The sequence below is a fragment of the Streptomyces sp. NPDC002787 genome (genome assembly GCF_053592095.1).
Map to the genome: position 1 here is coordinate 198326 of NZ_JBSFVC010000011.1, position 17729 is coordinate 216054.

The 17729-nt window shown below is 71.3% G+C and carries 14 protein-coding genes; 6 read left to right on the forward strand and 8 right to left on the reverse strand.

From position 1 onward, the window contains the following. Positions 1-2 precede the first annotated feature (2 nt). Positions 3-554 carry a GNAT family N-acetyltransferase gene (locus ACWD26_RS17385; RefSeq protein ID WP_451270839.1) on the reverse strand — a complete coding sequence of 184 codons (552 nt, stop codon included), beginning with the start codon at positions 552-554 and terminating at the stop codon, positions 3-5. A gap of 167 nt (positions 555-721) precedes the next feature. On the opposite strand from ACWD26_RS17385, the gene ACWD26_RS17390 reads away from it, so the two are divergent. Both ACWD26_RS17390 and ACWD26_RS17395 read left to right on the forward strand, forming a co-directional pair. After that, a complete protein-coding gene (locus tag ACWD26_RS17390; RefSeq protein ID WP_451270841.1) occupies positions 722-1744 on the forward strand; it encodes a Ppx/GppA phosphatase family protein in 1023 nt (340 codons plus the stop codon). A 37-nt stretch (positions 1745-1781) separates the two neighbouring features. Next, complete coding sequence (locus tag ACWD26_RS17395; protein ID WP_451270843.1) at positions 1782-2003, forward strand: hypothetical protein; 222 nt, start codon at positions 1782-1784, stop codon at positions 2001-2003. Positions 2004-2059: 56 nt separating this feature from the next. On the opposite strand, the gene ACWD26_RS17400 is transcribed toward ACWD26_RS17395, so the two are convergent. Further along, the gene (locus tag ACWD26_RS17400; RefSeq protein WP_451270845.1) at positions 2060-2806 is read right to left on the reverse strand and encodes an SAM-dependent methyltransferase; all 747 of its coding nucleotides are present in this window, start codon (positions 2804-2806) and stop codon (positions 2060-2062) included. A gap of 358 nt (positions 2807-3164) precedes the next feature. Between ACWD26_RS17400 and ACWD26_RS17405 the strand changes: the two genes are divergently transcribed. Together ACWD26_RS17405 and ACWD26_RS17410 are read left to right on the forward strand one after the other, a co-directional pair. Next, a complete protein-coding gene (locus ACWD26_RS17405) occupies positions 3165-3605 on the forward strand; it encodes an STAS domain-containing protein (RefSeq protein ID WP_451270847.1) in 441 nt (146 codons plus the stop codon). A 114-nt stretch (positions 3606-3719) separates the two neighbouring features. After that, positions 3720-3911, forward strand: coding sequence for a hypothetical protein (locus ACWD26_RS17410; RefSeq protein WP_451270849.1), 192 nt, complete (start codon positions 3720-3722; stop codon positions 3909-3911). 181 nt (positions 3912-4092) lie between these two features. Here the strand turns inward: ACWD26_RS17410 and ACWD26_RS17415 are convergent, their stop codons facing one another. Continuing rightward, positions 4093-4527, reverse strand: a complete 435-nt coding sequence (locus ACWD26_RS17415; RefSeq protein ID WP_451270851.1) for a protease inhibitor — start codon at positions 4525-4527, stop codon at positions 4093-4095. A 420-nt stretch (positions 4528-4947) separates the two neighbouring features. On the opposite strand from ACWD26_RS17415, the gene ACWD26_RS17420 reads away from it, so the two are divergent. Continuing rightward, positions 4948-6117 carry a lactate 2-monooxygenase gene (locus ACWD26_RS17420; RefSeq protein ID WP_451270853.1) on the forward strand — a complete coding sequence of 390 codons (1170 nt, stop codon included), beginning with the start codon at positions 4948-4950 and terminating at the stop codon, positions 6115-6117. 175 nt (positions 6118-6292) lie between these two features. Here the strand turns inward: ACWD26_RS17420 and ACWD26_RS17425 are convergent, their stop codons facing one another. From ACWD26_RS17425 to ACWD26_RS17445, 5 genes are all read right to left on the reverse strand, one after another. Beyond that, on the reverse strand, positions 6293-8170 hold the full coding sequence (locus ACWD26_RS17425; protein WP_451270855.1) for an RICIN domain-containing protein: 1878 nt from the start codon (positions 8168-8170) through the stop codon (positions 6293-6295). A gap of 545 nt (positions 8171-8715) precedes the next feature. Further along, positions 8716-9093 carry a toxin Doc gene (locus ACWD26_RS17430; RefSeq protein WP_451270857.1) on the reverse strand — a complete coding sequence of 126 codons (378 nt, stop codon included), beginning with the start codon at positions 9091-9093 and terminating at the stop codon, positions 8716-8718. A 3-nt stretch (positions 9094-9096) separates the two neighbouring features. Further along, positions 9097-9342 (reverse strand): hypothetical protein, encoded by a 246-nt coding sequence (locus ACWD26_RS17435; RefSeq protein ID WP_451270859.1) that lies wholly within the window; start codon positions 9340-9342, stop codon positions 9097-9099. 125 nt (positions 9343-9467) lie between these two features. Continuing rightward, positions 9468-11711: a glycoside hydrolase family 9 protein gene (locus ACWD26_RS17440; protein WP_451270861.1), complete on the reverse strand. Its 2244-nt coding sequence runs from the start codon at positions 11709-11711 to the stop codon at positions 9468-9470. 190 nt (positions 11712-11901) lie between these two features. Next, entirely contained in the window at positions 11902-14991 is a 3090-nt protein-coding gene (locus ACWD26_RS17445; protein WP_451270863.1) for a glycoside hydrolase family 2 TIM barrel-domain containing protein, read from the reverse strand. A 263-nt stretch (positions 14992-15254) separates the two neighbouring features. Between ACWD26_RS17445 and ACWD26_RS17450 the strand changes: the two genes are divergently transcribed. Continuing rightward, on the forward strand, positions 15255-17669 hold the full coding sequence (locus ACWD26_RS17450) for a SpoIIE family protein phosphatase (RefSeq protein WP_451270865.1): 2415 nt from the start codon (positions 15255-15257) through the stop codon (positions 17667-17669). Positions 17670-17729 lie beyond the last annotated feature (60 nt).

Consider the following 17729-nt stretch of genomic DNA (forward strand, 5'->3'; position numbering starts at 1 on the left):
ATCTAGCTGGCGAGGGGGCGGGCGATCGCAGGCACCGGGACCTCGAAGTGCACGACCCACTCCCCGGTCTCGTCGCGCTCGTCGCACACGGCCACGCCCTGCGAGCGCCAGAAGTCCTCGGCACCGGGCACCCCGGGGTCGGTGTGCAGGTAGACGGAGCGGTAGCCGCCGTCGGCCGCCGCGAAGTCCAGCAGCGCGGCGACCAGCCGCCGGGCCAGTCCGCGCCGCCGGTGCTCGGCGCGCACGTACACGCGGCGCAGCTGGGCGGTCTCGCCGGACGGGTAACGCTCCGCCAGCCAGCGGGGGTTGGGCGGATGGGCGGGACCTCGCGAGTCCAGTGCGCCGGTGGCGACGACCGTGCCGTCCCGCCTGTCGACCGCCACCAGAAGCACATGCCGCTCCGGGGCGACGTACGCGCCGTGCGGATCGATGATGTCCGCGTGCCAGCGGGGTACATAGCCGGTGCCGAAGTCCCGGTAGACGGTGTCGAGCATCACCGCACGCGCGCCGTCGAGGTCTTCGGGCCCCGCCACCCTGATGTCGTAGTGCTGCACCTGCGCATCATATGCAATAAGTCTGGTCATCCTGGATGGGGGGTGTGGTCGGATGGCCCTCGCCGGGTGGTGAACCGGAGCGTCCGGACGGCTGGTACACGCCCCCGCGCCACGAGCCGCCGTGCGGGACACGCGTGTTGCGGCGCCTACCGGGTACTCCGTCGGTCATGCGGATGAGCGTGGTGGATGTGGGATCGAACACCGTACGGCTCGTGGTGGCGGACGCCGAGGGCGGTGTGCCGCTGCCGGTGCACACGGCGAAGTGGCGTCTGCGGCTGTCGGAGCAGGTGCCGCCCGGCGGTGACGTGCCCGAGGAGGCCGTACGACGGTTGTGCGACGCGGTCGCGGCGGCCGCGCGCACGGCGGAGCGGTGGGGGGCGTCGACGCCGCTGGCGTTCGCGACCGCCGTGGTGCGCTCCGCGCCGAACTGCCGGGAGGTGCTGCGCACCGTGCGCGCGGAGACCGGGGTGCTGATCTGCACCCTGCCCGGAGAGGTGGAGGCGGAGCTCACCTTCCTCGGCGCGCGGCGCTGGATGGGCTGGCGGTCGGGACCTCTGGCGCTGCTGGACATCGGGGGCGGTTCGCTGGAGGTGGCCTTCGGGCGGGGCCGGCTGCCGGACTTCGTGGCCTCGCTGCCGCTGGGCGCGAACCGGCTGACCCATGAGTTCTTCCACGGGCAGGACCCTCCGTCGCCCGAGAGCGTCAAGGCGCTGCGGCGCAAGGTCCGCCATCAGTTGCGGGACGTCTCCGCGCGCATCCGCTGGGAGGGGCCGCGCACCGCCGTCGCCACGTCGCGCACCTTCCAGCAGCTCTCCCGGTTGTGCGGGTCGGCGCCGGGCCGCCGGGGGCCTTTCGCGGAGCGGGAGTTGAGGCGCGAGGAGCTGGGGCAGGCGGTCGTCCGCCTCGCCGCGCTGCCCGCGGCCGAGCGGGCCGCCCTGCCGGGTATCTCTGCGCCGCGGGCGCGGCAGAGTCTCGCCGGGGCGCTGGTCGGGCACACCACGATGAAGCTCACCGGCCTGAAGGCCGTGACGATCTGCCCCTGGGCGATCCGCGAAGGCGTGCTGCTACGGCACATCGAGGACGGTCCGGCGTGGTGGTCGGAGGTGACGCGGGACATCGAAGACACCGGGCCGGCCGGATCGAGCGCTTCGGGCGCCGTGCCCCTGCGCATCGCCGCGCCGGCCCGTTGACCTCACCTCGGCTCACCCCTCCCGGAAGGAGAACCCCATGACCCACCACGACAAGCGGCATCAGCACCACGAGCACGATCCGCGCGATCGGCAAGGCAAGAAGGACAAGCCCGACACCGCCCTGAACGAGGTCCTGCGCGAGGTGGAGGAGGCCGAGACACGCGTCGGCGAGTCCGAGAAGCGGCGCGGGCACCGAGGCGAGGCGGGCGACGCGATCACGCCCAACGAAAAGGCCCAGGAGGAGTCCCACCACGACTGACGTGCCGGCGCCGGGCCAGGTCGCGGCCGGCGCCGGCACGAGGGCGGGTGAGCGTCTCAGCGGGCCATCAGCGCGAAGACACCCCAGCCGAGGTACTCACGCTCGCAGCGCGCGTACCGGGCAGGTGCCGTGGTGAGTTCGTTCCGCACCTCGGGCGCCAGTTCGTCGTCGGGATGACGGTCGAGCCATCGGCGGAGGTTGAGCCACTCCGCCGCCCGGTACCGGTCCCAGCTGTCCTGGTCGGCCAGCACCATCTCCACGACGTCGTGGCCGAGCCGACGGAAATGCTCCAGCAGCTCCGGGAGTTGCCGGTACGCGTCCTCGGTCTCGGCGTGGCAGGCCTCGACGGTGGCCCGGTCCGACGGTTTCCGGCGCCAGTACGGTTCACCGATCAGCATCAGGCCGCCGGGGCGGAGACTGCGGCCGAGCAGTTCGACCGTCCCGTCCACACCACCGCCGATCCAGGTGGCGCCGACGCAGGCGGCGAGGCCGACCGGCTCGTCCGCGACATGGCCGCGGGCGTCGCCGTGGACGAAGGCGACCCGGTCGGCCACCCCCAGTTCGGCGGCGCGGGCCCGGGCCCGCGCGGTGAACACCGTACTGATGTCCACCCCGGTCCCGGTGATGCCGTGGTCGCGTGCCCAGGTGCACAGCAACTCGCCCGAACCGCTGGCGAGATCGAGGGCGCGCGTGCCCGGCGCCAAGTTCAGCGCCCGGCCGAGGGTGGCGAGCTTGTCACCGGTGAGCGGGTTGTGGATGCGGTGGCTGCTTTCGCGGATGGTGAAGATACGTGGAAGGTCCACTGGAAGAAGTCCTTGGGTTCGATGAGGTCATGGCCTTCTCGGAGGGCGGTCGACCGCGGTCGTCCACCGTTGCTCGAACCGTCATCTCATGCACCCCGCCAGGACTTGGGAACCTTCGGCCCGGGACGGTACAACCGTCCGCGCCGAGGCGTCCAACGGTTTTGCGCACACGGCACGGACCCCGGACAGGCGCGCACGGCACAGCCCCGGACACCTCACGCCATGTCAATACCCAGAACTGGAATTCACCTTTTCGAGTGTCGTAGATCTTGCGCGGGGCACGAAAGGGATGGCCGAGCCCGCGCCGGGGTAGTCACCGGGATCGAACGCGCCCTACCCCTGACAAGGTGGAGCCGCCATGACTCCGGATGCCCATGACCGTACGGCCCCTCGGCCCGAGGACGCGGCCACCGGCTCCGGGCCGGCGGCGAACCCGTACGCCCGCACCCACCGGTTCGGCCGGTTCACCGTGATCGAGGTCTCGGGCGAGATCGACCTGGCGTCGGCGGGCCTCGTGGCGGTCCATCTGACGGCCGCCACCACCGGGCCCGCCGAGCCGGACGTGCTCGTCGACCTGCGCCGCGTCACCTTCTTCGACTGCTCGGGTCTGCGCGTGCTGTGCCGGGCGGAGGCCAAGGCCAGGGAACGCGGCGGCCGGCTCCGTCTCGTCTCCGACCAGCCCCGGATGCGCCGGCTCCTGCGCGCCGCCCGGCTGCTGGGCCGCTTCCCACCACTTGCTGACCTTCCCCCCGCGTCGCCTCCGTCCTCCCCTCCGCCGCGGCGGCCGAGTCTCCCGTAGGCCAAGTCTCAAGTAGCAGTTCAATGAAACGATTGAAGGACCTGCGGCAGGCGCACATCCTTCCGGCCGACACCGGCACGGAATCCGAGCGATACAGAAACGGAGACGCGCGAAGTGAAGTTCCTTCTCGAGGTCGACCTGGACAGCACGGACTGGGACGAGGGCACGACCGTCCAGGAACTGGAGCGCATCCTGCGGTACTGGGGCGGCAACCTCCGGCACTGCGAGATCGAACCCGGGGACGGTCAGCCGCTGTACGACTCCGGCCACCAGGAGGTCGGCCGCTGGACCGTCACCTCCGGGTGACCGGCTGAGAGTCGTCGGCAGATGATGCCGGGGGTCGGCCGGCGGCCCCACTCCGCTCGGCCGGCCCCCGGACGGGGATCGCGTGACACACCGCGACAGGGCTCGCGCTCCCCAGCCACGGGCCCTCGCTCATCACTCGCGGGGCCACGCGACCCCGGTCTCTCGCACCGCGACGCGGTGCCTAGAAGGCGTAGAGGACGCTCGCGGCGGAGTCCTTCAGGCACTCGTTGGCGAAGGTGCGCTCGTACGCGACGCGCTTGCCCTGCCAGACGCCCTGGACGGTGACGACCACGGGGTCGTACTGCTTGGTGCACATCGCCCCGGCTCGGGCGCCCAGGGCGTCGAAGTCCCCACCGCTGGTGCGCAGTTCGGCGCAGGCGTCCACGGGCGCCGGATGCGTGCCCGAGGGCCTCGGCGCGCAGTTCAGGGTGACCGCGCGCTCGGGGGTGACGGCGATGGCACTCTCGCCGTGACCCGTCGTCAGGACGAGGGCCGAGGGGGCGTAGAGCCCGGACGCGGCGGGCTCGGGGGCGGCGAGCGCGGAGCCCGTGAGGGGACCGCAGACAGCGGTGGCCGTCAGGGTGAGAGTCGCTGCCAGGCGCGCGGTCTTCGGCATGGTGTGCATCCTTCCGCTCTGCAGGAATGTCCGGACGGCCCCGTCACATCGGTCGCGTGAACGAAGCCGGCCCGGACGGTGCCGGATCGGCGAGCGCGAGTCTGCCGGGTCGGACGCGGGAACACACATCGACCCCACAGGTTTCAGTAACTTTGAGTGTTGAATCAGTGGCTCGAAGTCACAGAACTCGACCATGAGAACCCCGATTCTGAGCGGTTCTCGATCGCCTCATGATCATGAATGGCCGGATCTCCACGGCTGGGCAATCGGCCTGAAACATTCCGCTTCGGCTCCCGACAACCCCTCGAACGGCCCCCGCGCGATCGGGAGCGGTGGACCGTTCATCCGTCCGTCGCGGCTTGGAAGAATGGATGAAGCGCCCCCTGGCGTGGGCTGGACGAGCCCCCTTACCTTCGGACGATGGCGAAGCACTGGGCGGACTTCCAGTACGAGATCTACCTCAACGGGACGGCGGGAGCCGTGCCGCGGCTGCCCACCGACCTGACCCGGCTGGAGGAGCTGGCCGAGCATCGGCTCGGTCCCGGTCCGGTCGGGTACGTGGCGGGCAGCGCGGGTGACGGCAGTACGGCCCGTGCCAACCGGACGGCCCTGGAGCGGCACCGGATCGTGCCACGGATGCTGCGGGACGTCAGTGAACGCGACCTGTCCGTCGAGGTGTTGGGCCGGCCGCTGCCCGCGCCGCTGGCGCTGGCCCCGGTGGGCGTGCTGTCGATCATGCACCCGGACGCGGAGCCCGCGGCGGCGCGGGCCGCCGCCGCGCAGGGCGTGCCGTACATCCTGTCCTCGGTCTCCAGTGTGCCGATGGAGCAGGTCGCGGAGGTGATGGGCGACGCGGAGCGCTGGTTCCAGCTGTACTGGGGGAAGGACCGTGAGGTCACCCGCAGCTTCCTGAACCGGGCGAAGGCGTCCGGGTACGCGGTGCTCGTCGTCACCCTCGACACGGCGCTGCTGGGCTGGCGGCCCCGTGATCTGGAGCGGGCCTATCTGCCGTTCCTGCACGGTGTCGGCACCGCCAACTACTTCTCCGACCCGGCGTTCCGGGCCGGCCTCGCCAAGCCGGTCCACGAGGACCCCGACGCGGCCGTGCTCCACTTCGTGAGCCTGTTCGGGGACGCCGGAAAGACCTGGCCCGACCTGGCGTTCCTGCGCGAGCACTGGGACGGGCCGATCGTCCTCAAGGGCGTCCTGCATCCCGACGACGCCCGGCTCGCCGCCGACGCGGGGACGGACGGCGTGGTCGTGTCCAACCACGGCGGCCGGCAGGTGGCCGGGGGCGTCGGGGCGGCCGACGCGCTGCCCCGGGTCGTCCGGGCGGTCGGCGACCGGCTGACCGTCCTCTTCGACAGCGGCATCCGCACGGGCGACGACGTCTTCAAGGCCCTGGCGCTGGGCGCCCGAGCGGTCCTCCTCGGCCGCCCCTACGTCTACGGCCTCGCCCTCGACGGCCAGTCGGGCGTGGACCACGTCATCCGCTGCGTCCTCGCCGAGTTCGACCTGACGCTCGCGCTGTCCGGCCACCGCACGCCCACGACGATCGGCCCCGACAGCCTCATGTTCGGGACCGACTGACAGCGACCGGGACTGCCGGGTGCGCCCTCTGTCGGCGGGCACGCGGGGGCCGGCCGCGCCGTTCCCCGCGCCCCTGAAAGACACGGCCCCGCCGGTCGACGAGCACGGGACGTAGCCCCTGCTGTTCAGGGGCGCGGGGAACGGCGCGAGCGACCACACACCACCCGCACCCGCGCTACCGCCCGAGCCCCGAAAGACCGCCCGGAGCCGGAAGCTGAAGTGCCGTCAGCGGCTGCAGCAGCGCGGACCCCGTCCCGGACACGGCACCGGTCCCGGACCCGGCCCCGGTGCCGTCGCCGGACTCCGTGGCCGAGTCGTCGCCGATGGACAGGATCGAGCCTCCCTGCTCGGCCTCGGGCGAGACGCTCGGCACGGGGGAGTCGGTCTCCTTCGCCCCCGGCGCCGGAGAGGCGTCGTCCGCGTCCGGTTCCTCGGAGACCGTCTCCGTCTCCGGTGTCGGCGCCTCCGAGCCCGAGACGGACAGCGACTCGGGGCTGGCGGCCACCCCGTCGGTGAGCCAGCGCTGCGCGCCGGAGTGGTCCCGGACCTTGACGACGATGTCGGCCTCCGGATCCGTGCCGATGGGGGCGACGGCGAGCCCCTCGCCCCACCGGGGCAGCAACTCGCCCCGCACGGTGAAGTCGTAGCGCACGTCGTCCCCGCGCCTGGAGTCCTCGTCCGCGCATGTGCCGAGGACGACGACACCGGCGTCGACCTGGGAGTCCAGGCACAGCTCTGGGTTGGCGACGCTGCGCAGCAGGCCGTCCTCCTCGTAGGACCACTTCTGGGTCCAGCCGGAGTCGCAGACCGCGAGTTCGGTCGAGGCGCCCTTCTCCGCCTTGCCGCCCTGGATGTCGAGGCACAGGTCGGCCGCCTGGTTGCGCAGCCTGGTCTGCTGGGGTGCGGTGGGCCGCCCGGCGCTGGTGGGCGGGGTCGGCGAGGCGGTGTCGGCGGTGTTCTCGCTCCCGGTGTCCGGCGCCGTCGCGACGCCCCCGGTGGCGCTGGTGGAGGCCGCGGGATCGGCGCCGCTGCCGTCGTCCGACAGGAAAGCGGCGCCCAGGACGGCCGCGATCAGCGCCCCCGAGGAGACCCCGACGGTGATGAGGGCTCTGGGGTTGCGCGCCCCGGAGGTGATCCGGCGGCGCTGCGCGGGGATCTGGGAGAGCAGGCGGTGCCGGCCGCCGTTCCCCGGGCGTCTCGAGTTGCCCTTCTGCGGCATGCGGCCGGGCCGGGAGTCGAGATAGCGCCGGGCGCCCCAGCCGAGCACGGCCTCGGCGATGACCCCGCCGAGTCCGCCCTCGAAATGGCTGAGTTGCTCGGCGGCGTAACGGCAGTAGCGGCACTCCAGCAGATGCTGCTGGACATCCGGCAGCAGCGCGCCGCCACGGCGAATCGGCACGTCCAGCAGCCGGTTGTAGAAGCGGCAGTCCTTGGACGGCGCGAGTTCCCGGTGGGCGCGGACGCAACCCTCGCGGAATTTGTCGCGGGCCTGCTCCAGTGTGGCCGCCGCGCTGTCGACGTCCAACCCCAGCAGACCAGTGGGTATGGTTATCGTTTCGGCTTCTACTTCGGTGTGCCACAGCAGGCACTGGGCGACCGCCGGGAGGGCTTGGAATGAGCGCTCGACGAGCTTGCGATTTTCGGGCGTCATGGACTTCGCCGCGCGCATACCGCGCCCGCCCGCGGGCTTCCGCAGATCCGGCAGCACACCGGACACATCGCCTTGCGCGGACCACTCCTTGACGGTGTCGCGCGCGGCCACCAGCAGCCGGGGCCGCAGGGCGACACCCGACTCGCCCCGCATCAGTCCGTCGAACACCCGGTGGAAGGCGGTCGCGGTCACCATCGAGGCGACGCTCGACCCGGTGGCGAGGCAGATGACGGCGTAGTCGTACGCCGGCTGCCAGTGGCGCGCCATCAGGAGGGCGGCCGGATCGCCGGTGCCGCCTTCCGGCCAACCTCTCAGCCGGGCCGCGAGAGTCTCGTCGGACTCTCCGGGAATCGGCCCGGGAGCGGGCGCGTAAGTGGGGCGGGGAGGGTGGGGGGTGTGCACAGAGCGGGTTCCTTCCAAGGCGCAAGATGGCACACGGAGTTCTGACCGCCTGAAAGGGCCCTGGATTGGTGCGTACCTTTTTTGGCGGGCGCCGGGAAAGCGGCCGGGGACCGAGCCGCACGATGACGTCTTCCTTGAGCCTTTTGGGCCCTTCGGCGACCGGAAAAGCCAAGTGGCCTTTCCGGCCGGGCCATTGCCCATGCGCAGGAAGTTCACCCTTGCACAAGTTACTCATGACTAACAAGGCACTTGAGCAACATCCGCATCACTAAAAGCAGGTCAGATGACCGGTACGAACGCTTCCGCTTCGCAGAACGAACGCTTCCGGTTCCGATCATCGCAACTCTCAAGCACCCCGTGTGAACCGTACGCACGCCCCGGTGGCCCTCGCACGCTCCCGGCGCACAGGTGGTTGGTTGTTCACTGAAATCGGCCATCTCGAAGGCCCCGCGCGGAACGGCGGCTCTCCCGCGCGAAACGGGCCGCCGACCTTGATCCTCCCGCCCTGGGTCGGCGGCCCCGGGGGCCGTCCCCCTGTGCTCGGCTCAGATCTGCCAGGAGCGCAACCGGTCCGCCGCCCCGTAGACGTCCGTCTTCCCGGAGAGCAGGTCGCGCGCGAGGTCCACGAGGGCCCCGTACGGCGGGTCGATGCCGACGCCGCTGACGAACATGTACGCCACGGCCGTCGCGCAGGCGAAACGGGCGTTGGCGGCCGGCAGGGGCTTGAGCAGCGCCAGGGTGTGCAGCAGCGCGGCGGCCCGCCAGGCCGGGTCGGAGTCGACACCGAGGCGCGGCGGATCGACGCGGTGCCGGGCGACGGCGGCGACGAGCGCGGAGAAGTCGTTGATGGTGGGCTGCTCGGGCATGACCTCTTCGTGTCGCTGGAGCAGCCAGGGCACATCGATATGGATGACGGGAGCCATCGGTCAGACGGCCCGTCCTTCCACCTTGACGGCGGGTTCGTCGTCCGGGAAGGCGGCGGCGAACTCGTCGGCGTGCGCGGTGAAGAACCGCCGGAAGGCCTCCGCGCCCTCCTTCAGCGCCCGGTGTCGCACTATGTCGGCCGCGGCAGCCTCACGCACGAGCGCCTTCATCGACGTACCGCGCTCCTTGGCGATCTGCCGCAGATCCTCTAGTTCGCGGTCGCTGAACTCCACATTCAGAGCTGGCATGCGCCAACGTTACCTCGCGGGTACTTACTCGTAAATAGTCCCAGGTCACAGGGCATGGCACGCGGTACCGCCGTCATGCGGCCGACGCCTGCCGAGGCGTCGGCCGCACGCGGTGACGCGGAGCCTCAGGTCTGGTCCGCGACGAACGACGCCATGCGGGCCAGCGCTGCGTTCCAGTTGATCGTGTGTTCGTTGGTCGACCAGGACTGGATGTCGTCGATGTAGCAGAACTGACCCACGCAGCCCTGGAGTTTGCCCTGTGCGTAGGGGTCCTGGATGGAGGAGTTGGGGCCGCCCGCGAGCGTACCGGCCGGCGGGTTGGGCTGGTCCGGGTCGAGCTGGTGGGCGTACCAGCGGCTGTGCTGGTTGCGGGCGTCGACCTCGCCGTAGCCGGTGACGTAGGAGATGTTGAGGGCGTTGCGGCCGAAGAGGTAGTCCATGCTCTGCAGCGCGCCCTCGCGGTACTTCGACGCCCCGCTGATGTCGTACGCCGTGGCGATGACGACCGCGTTGTTGAGGATCTGGTGGTTGGAGCCCCAGTCGTAGAGGTTGTTGTCCGGCGCGTACGGCATGCCGTACGGGTGGGCCTTCAGCGTGGTCAGGTACCGGTCGGCGCCCCTGAGCACGGACTGGCGGACCTTGTCGCGGCCGGGCAGTCTGTTCGGCACGATCGCGAGGTCGAGCCGGCCCGCGGCGGCCGTGCGGGCCCAGTCGAAGCCGATGGGGCCGAAGATGTCGGCGGTGTGCGCGGGTGAGGCGAGCACGTGGTCCTGGAAGGCCTTCTCACCGGTGGTGAGGTACAGCTGGGCGGCCGCCCAGTAGAACTCGTCGGTGACGTCGGTGTCGGCGTAGGTGCCGCCGCCGATGCCGTCGCTCTCGGAGGCGTACATCGCGGGATGTGCCTGGGCCGCCGCCCAGGCCGTGCGGGCCGCGGCGAGCGCCTTCGTCGCGAAGGCGCGGTCGTACGGGCGGTACAGACGGGCCGCGTGGGCGGCGGTGGCGGCCAGGTTCAGGGTGGCCGCGGTGCTCGGCGGGTGCAGTTCACGCTTCTGCGGGTCGTCGGCGGGCATCAGGGGCAGGCCGGTCCACTGCTCGTCGTGGATCTTGTGGTGCGCCATACCGGCGAGGGGCTTGCCCTGCGGCACCTGCATCTTCAGCAGGAAGTCCAGCTCCCAGCGGACCTCGTCCAGCAGGTCGGGAACCTTGTTGCCGCTCTCCGGGATGTTCAGGGAGCCGTCGCCGAGCTTCTCGGACTCCCCGGTGCGGGCGTGCAGTGAGCGCTCGTAGGTGCTCAGCACCTCCCAGGTGGAGATGCCGCCGTTGACGACGTACTTGCCGTGGTCACCGGCGTCGTACCAGCCGCCGGTGACATCGAGCCGGTAGTCGCAGACGCCGGGCTGGCAGGGCACGTTCCCGTCGCCCTGGTTCGGCGCCACGTCGACGTGGCCGGCGGCGCGGCCGTAGCCGGGGCGCAGTTCGTCGCTGATCGGGGTGCCGCTGCGCTGGGTGTAGTAGTACTTCAGCGAGTCGAGGCGGAGGCGTTCGTAGGCGCTCGGGTCGATGTCGAACGGGCGGCTGGTCTCGCCGTCGACGACCAGCGTGAAGCCGGTGCCGCGCTTGCGGTACGCGCCGAAGTCGATCGAGTGGACGTTCTGCCCGGAGGAGGCGTCGACGCCGCGCGGGGTGCTCGACCCGTGGGCGACCACCGCGCCGGAGGCGTTCTTCAGCTTCCAGGGCAGCTTCGCCGTGGCGTCGGTGACCAGGGTGGCGTTCTTCGGTCCGGCGGGCAGATAGGCGACCTGGTTGACGCGCACCCGGGGCCCGGTGTCGGGCTCGTACACCTCCGGCGGTACACCGCCGAGCAGCGACACGTCGTCCATGCAGAAGGTGAACGGGTCGGTGTTGCCGCCGAGCTGGAAGCCGACCTGGCCCTGTGTCGTGTCGACGGGCGAGGTGAAGGTGTACGAGTAGGAGTCGCCCGAGACGTTCAGTTGCGGGCTCACCTCGAAGTACGTGTCGTACGGCGCCACCGACAGGCCGACGATCGCCCGCAGGACGTTGCCCTGGGGCGTGCCGGAGGCGGAGAAGCTGAAGCGGTACGACTCGCCCTTGACGAGGGTGAGTTCGTTCTGGCCGACGGCGGCGTCCCAGCGGTTGGTGGTGCCGCCGGGGATCTCGGCGCACAGGCGGCCGTCGGTGAGGGCGGCGGTGACGTTGGCGGTCGTCCACCAGGGGGCGGTGGTGGTGTCGAAGGTGCCGTTCTTGACCTGTTCGACCTCCTCGGCCTGGGCCGGGCCGGTGGGCAGCGCGGTGAGCGCCGCCGCGAGGAGGGCCGTAAGGGCGAGCAGGGTGGTTCTGCGTCGTTTCACGTCTGGGCTCCTCGGGGAAGTGGGGGCGCACAGCGGTGAGGGGTGGTGACGGGATGGCGCAGGTGACGGGAGCGCGTGGGAGCGCTCCCAGATACGGTCGTTGGCCATGCTGTTAGAGACATGACAGCGCGTCAACGGTCCGGACGGGACTGCTTTCCCGTCCGGACCGAAGTGACCTCTCCCCACGCGGTCAGAGTGCGAGGACGTCCAGCCTGCTGATCCGCAGCGCGCCGCGTGCCTCGCCCGGATGGCGGCTGGTCATCCTGAGCCGGACGCGGGAGCCGCGCACCGGGGTGAACGCGATCACCGTGGGGGCGTCGGAGGCCGTGGCCCAGTCGACCTGCGTCCCCTCGGTGGGGACGTACCGCCTGCCGTTCCACACCTCGACCGCGACGGCCTCGGGAAGTGTGTGGCCCGCGTCGACCGTGAAGGAGACCTCGACCCGGTCCACCGTCCCGGGCCGCCCCCAGTCCACCGACACCCAGTCCTCGGACCGCGCCCCGCTGAACGCGGGCAGCAGGGCCGTGGCCGCCTTGAGGAAGCCGTTGGACCAGCCGGTCGCGGGGTCGCCGTCGAGCATGGCGGCGGGCAGGGTGTCCGGGCGACCGGAGTAGCCGGCGTCGGCGAAGGGGTAGGTGACGGCGGCCGGATGGTCGGGCTCGAACGCGGCGGCCGGTGTCGTCGCCCGGCCGCGCGCCGGGGTGGCGCGCACGCCCACCTTCCCGGTCCGCAGGCCATCCACCCGCGCCGTCACCTTGACCGCGCCTGCCTCGACCCCGGCCCGCACGATCGCGAGGGCCTTGCCACCGAAGGCGGTGCGGGTGCTGGCCTGGTAGCGCTCGGCGCTCTCCTCGCGGCCGTTGTCGAGCCCGGCGAGGGAGCCGCCCCGTACGTCGAACGAGATCAGATGCTCGGCGTCGGGCACCACCACGCCCCGGGCGTCGACGATCTCGGCGGTGACGAAGGCGAGTGAACGCCCGTCCGCCGCGACCAACTCGCGGTCGGCCGTCAGACGCACGGCGTGCGGCGCACCGGCCGTGCGCAGGACGTCCGTGGCGACGACCTTGCCGTTCCGGCGCGCCACGGCCTTCAACTCGCCCGGCCTGTACGGCACCTTCCAGGTGAGGTGGAGCTTGCCCGCGCTGCCGTTGGGGCTGGTGTAACTGCCGGGGTAGGGGCCGTCGGTGAAGGTCTTGTCGTCGCCGGTGGCCTCGGTGGTCTCCAGGTAGGGGCGCCCGTCGACGGTCTTCTTCTCGTCGAACCTCCGTGTCCCTAGCGACTTTCCGTTGAGGAACAGCTCGACGGTGTCGACATTGGAGTACGCCCACACCTCGACGGTGTCGCCCTCGGCGTGGTTCCAGCTCATCGGCAGCAGATGGACCATGGGCTCGTCCGTCCACTGGCTGCGGAACAGGTGGTACATGTCCTTCGGGAACCCGGCCGTGTCGACCGCGCCGAAGAAGGAGGCCTTCACCGGGAAGACGTCGTACGGCGTGGGCTCGCCGATGTAGTCGATGCCGGACCAGAGGAACTGCCCGGCGAACCACTTCCGGTCGCGGTCCTTCTTGTGGCCGTACTCGCCGCTCATGGTCCAGGAGGCGAGGTTGTTGTCGTACGAGGAGACGCCCCGCTTGCCGGGGGTGTGGTTCTCGCCGGTGTTGAGGCGTTCCGGCTCCTGGTAGACGCCTCGGGTGGAGGTCTCCGAGGACGACTCCGACTCGAAGAGGAACAGGTGCGGGTAGCGGGCGTGCAGCGCGTCCACGGACTTGGCGGTGTTGTAGTTGAGGCCGAGGCCGTCGAGCTTGGCCAGGATCAGGTCGCCGGGAGTGCCGGGGGCGGGGACGCTGCGGTGGCGGTGGGAGCCGATGACGATCGGGCGGGTGTCGTCGGAGGCCTTGACGGCGGCGATCAGCCGGTCCGCCATGGCGAGGCCGGCGGTGGAGGTGAACTCGGAGACCTCGTTGCCGATCGACCACATGAGGACGGCGGGCGAGTTGCGGGCCGCCAGCACCATCTCGGTGACGTCCCGGTCGGCCCACTCGTCGAAGAAGCGACCGTAGTCGTAGCGGGTCTTGGGGCTCTTCCAGCAGTCGAAGGCCTCCACGATCATCACGATGCCCAGTTCCTCGCAGATCCGGATCATCTCCGGCGAGGGCGGGTTGTGCGAGGTGCGGAAGGCGTTGACACCCATCGACTTCATGATCGTCATCTGTCGGCGGATCGCGTCGGCGTTGACGGCGGCGCCGAGCGCGCCGAGGTCGTGGTGGAGGTCGACGCCCTTGATCTTGTGATAGGTGCCGTTGAGGTGGAAGCCCTCGTCCGGGTCGAAGCGGAAGGTGCGGATGCCGAAGGTCGTGCGCAGGGTGTCGGTGGTTCTGCCGCCGACGCGCAGCTCGGTCCTCAACGTGTAGCGGTGCGGGGCCGCGAAGTCCCACAACCGCGGCTCGCGGACGGTGAGTTCATGGGTCGCGGTCGCCGTGTCGGTGACGGCGACCGTGGAGGTCGTACGGGCCACGGTGCGGCCTTGGGGGTCGACGACACGGGAGACGACCTCGACGTCCGTGGCCGCGCCGGAGGCGTTCACCACGGAGGTCCGTACGCGGACGAGGGCGCGCTCCTCGGTGATGTCCGGGGTGGTGACGTGGGTGCCCGAACGGGCCACGTGCACCGGCTCGGTGACGACCAGTCGGGCCTCGCGGTAGATACCGCTGCCGGAGTACCAGCGGCTGCTGGGCAGCCGGTTCTGGACCTTGACCGCGATGACGTTCTCGGTGGTGCCGTCGGTGTGCAGAAGGTCGGTGAGGTCGAAGGCGAAGCCGGTGTAGCCGTAGGGGTGGCGGCCGACCTCGGTGCCGTTGCAGTAGACGTAGGAGTCCATGTAGACGCCGTCGAACTCGACGGAGATCCGCTTCCCGGTGAGGGCGCGCGGCAGGGTGAAGGTGTTGCGGTACCAGCCGAGGCCGCCGGGGAAGAAGCCGGTGCCGCTGGTCGTGCCGTGCTGGGTGGTGGGGGTGAGCTCGATGCTCCAGTCGTGCGGGACGGCGACCTGACGCCAGGCCGAGTCGTCGTGGCCGGGCTTCGCCGCGTCGGCGTACTCGCCGGTCGGGTCGGTGATGCCGCCCGGGTTGACGAGGGCGAAGCGCCAGCCGTCGCGGAGCGGTACGGCGCGGCCGGCGGACGAGGGTCTCGCCCGGGGTGCGGCGGCCGCGGTGCCCGCCAGCGCTCCCACCATCGGGGCGGAGGTGCCCGCGACGAGTAAGGATCTGCGGGTGACGGTCATGGTGTTCCCTTCGTCGAACGTGCGGGTGGCCGTTCCGGGGAGCCGCGGAGCACAAGGCCCCACAAGCAATCACATGTGCTCGTGACCAAACAGAATCTGACGACCTGCTCCGGTGACGTCAAGAGCCCCTCCCGTCACTCGGCGAACACCGGTACGAGAAACCTCGCGAGGGGATGCGGTTTCCCGTCCGCTTTCCCGGCGGAGCACATAGGCTGGAATTCACCCGTAAGCCCGTTCGGTCCGGCGGAATGGAACTCGCGACGATGAGGAGCCGCAAGGTCACGCGTGGTGATGCACCTGCGTATGCCCTGGACGGTGCCGCCACGGCGCGGGCCGTCATGGACGGCGACGGCACGGTCGTCGAGTGGAACGAAGGAGCCAGACGTCTCCTGGGCTGGCCCGCCACGGAGGTCGTGGGGCGCCCCGCCGAGGAACTGCTCGCGTCGCAGGCCCAGTTCCCGCCGCCCCCGCCGGGCAGTCTCAACTGGAGCGGCACGCTCACACTGCGTCACCGTGACGGTCGCAAGGTGTCGGCGTGGCTGCTGGCCCACCGGCGCAGGTCCCAGGACGGGGACGGCAACGGCGGCTGGCTGGTTCTCTGCCCGCTGGACGACCCCGGCCCGCTGGTGCGGGACGATCCGCTGGCGGCGGCGATCATGGTTCAGTCGCCGTGCGCCATGGCGGTCTTCGACGACCGGCTCAGGCTGCGCGGCATCAACGACGTGATGACGGACGCGGTGGGGATGCCTGAGGAGAACCTCCGCGGACTGCACATGTCCGAGATCGTGGGCGGCCGGCAGGGCGAGCGGCTGGAGCAGCAACTGCGCGAGGTGCTCGCCCAGGGCCGCCGCAAGGACGTACAGACCTTTCTGCGGGCCGCCGACGAGAACCGCGCCCACGCCTGGTCCGCGGCGATCGCCCCGCTCACCGACGACTCCGGGGTGCCGATCGGGGTCTGTGTCACCGGGCACGACATCACCGAGCAGTACCTGGCCCGGCAGCGGCTGCAGCTGGTGAACGAGGCGAGCATCCGCATCGGCACCACCCTCGACGTCCGGCGCACCGCCCAGGAGCTGGCCGACGTGTGCGTCCCGGTCCTCGCCGACTTCGTCAGCGTCGACCTCATGCAGTCCCTCGACCACGGCGACGAACCGCACGAGGGCCCGCTCTCGCCGCCCTTCACCCTGCGCCGCGCCGCCCACCAGTCGATCACCCCCGGCTGCCCCGAAGCGGTCGTCGAGGTGGGCTCCACGGACGTCTACCCGGGCACCTCGCCGCAGGCGGCGTCCCTGTCGGTCGGGCACACGGTCGTGGCGGCGGACCCCGCCAACACGCTCGTGGACTGGCTCGCCTGGGACCCCGTACGCAGCCGGCGGGTCAAGGAGCTGGGCATCCACACCACCATGTCGGTGCCGATCCGGGCCCGCGGCACGACCCTCGGGGTGGCCGTCCTGACCCGCTTCAAGCGGCTCGACCCGTTCACCCCGGACGACGAGCTGCTCGCCGAGGAGGTGACGGCCCGGGCCGCCGTCTGCATCGACAACGCCCGCCGCTACTCCCGCGAACGCGAGACCGCCCTCGCCCTCCAGCGCAGCCTCCTCCCCCAGACCCTCCCCCGCATGCCCGCCCTGGAGGCCGCCTCCCGCTACCTCCCGGCGGCGCAGGCCGGGGTCGGCGGCGACTGGTTCGACGTCATCCCGCTCTCCGGGATGCGCGTCGCCATGGTCGTCGGCGATGTCGTCGGGCACGGCGTCCAGGCCTCGGCCACCATGGGGCGCCTGCGGACCGCCGTACGCACCCTCGCCGACGTCGATCTCGCTCCGGACGAGCTGCTCACCCACCTCGACGACCTGGTCGTACGCCTGTCCGCCGAGGCCGGCAGCGAGGGCGTCACCGGCGAGGTGGGCGCCACCTGCCTGTACGCCGTGTACGACCCGGTGACCCGCCGCTGCACCTTCGCCCGTGCCGGGCATCCGCCGCCGGTCGTGCTGGACCCGGACGGGCGGCCGATGGAGGTGGAGGTTCCGTCGGGACAGCCCCTGGGCCTCGGCGGACTGCCCTTCGAGTCCGCCGAACTGGAACTGGCCGAGGGCACGGTCATCGCCCTCTACACCGACGGGCTGATCGAGACCCGGGACCGGGACATCGACGCCGGGCAGGACCTGCTGGCCAGGGCGCTCTCCGGCCGCAAGGGCGCACTGGACGACATCTGTCAGGACGTCATCGGCTCCCTGCTCCCAGCGAACGGCGCCCCCGACGACGTGGCGCTGCTGCTCGCCCGTACGCGCGGGCTGCAGGCGGCGCAGGTCGCGACCTGGTCGATACCGGCCGACCCCGCCTTCGTCGCCCGGACCCGCCAGTACGTGCTGACGCAGATGGCGCTGTGGGGCATCAGCGAGTCGGCGTTCACGGCGGAGCTGGTGGTGAGCGAGCTGGTCACCAACGCGATCCGGCACGGCGCCCCGCCGATCCAGCTGCGTCTGATCCACGACGACACCACGCTGATCTGTGAGGTGTCGGACGGCAGCGGCACCGCCCCGCATCTGCGCCGTGCCAAGACCTTCGACGAGGGGGGCCGCGGTCTGCTGCTCGTGGCCCAGCTGACCCAGCGGTGGGGCAGCCGGCACACCGAGGACGGCAAGACGATCTGGGCGGAGATGACGCTGTCGGAGGAGTGAGACGCCGGAGTGAGACGGGGGAGTGAGACGGGCCTCACCGTAGGGCCGCAGGCGTGTGCG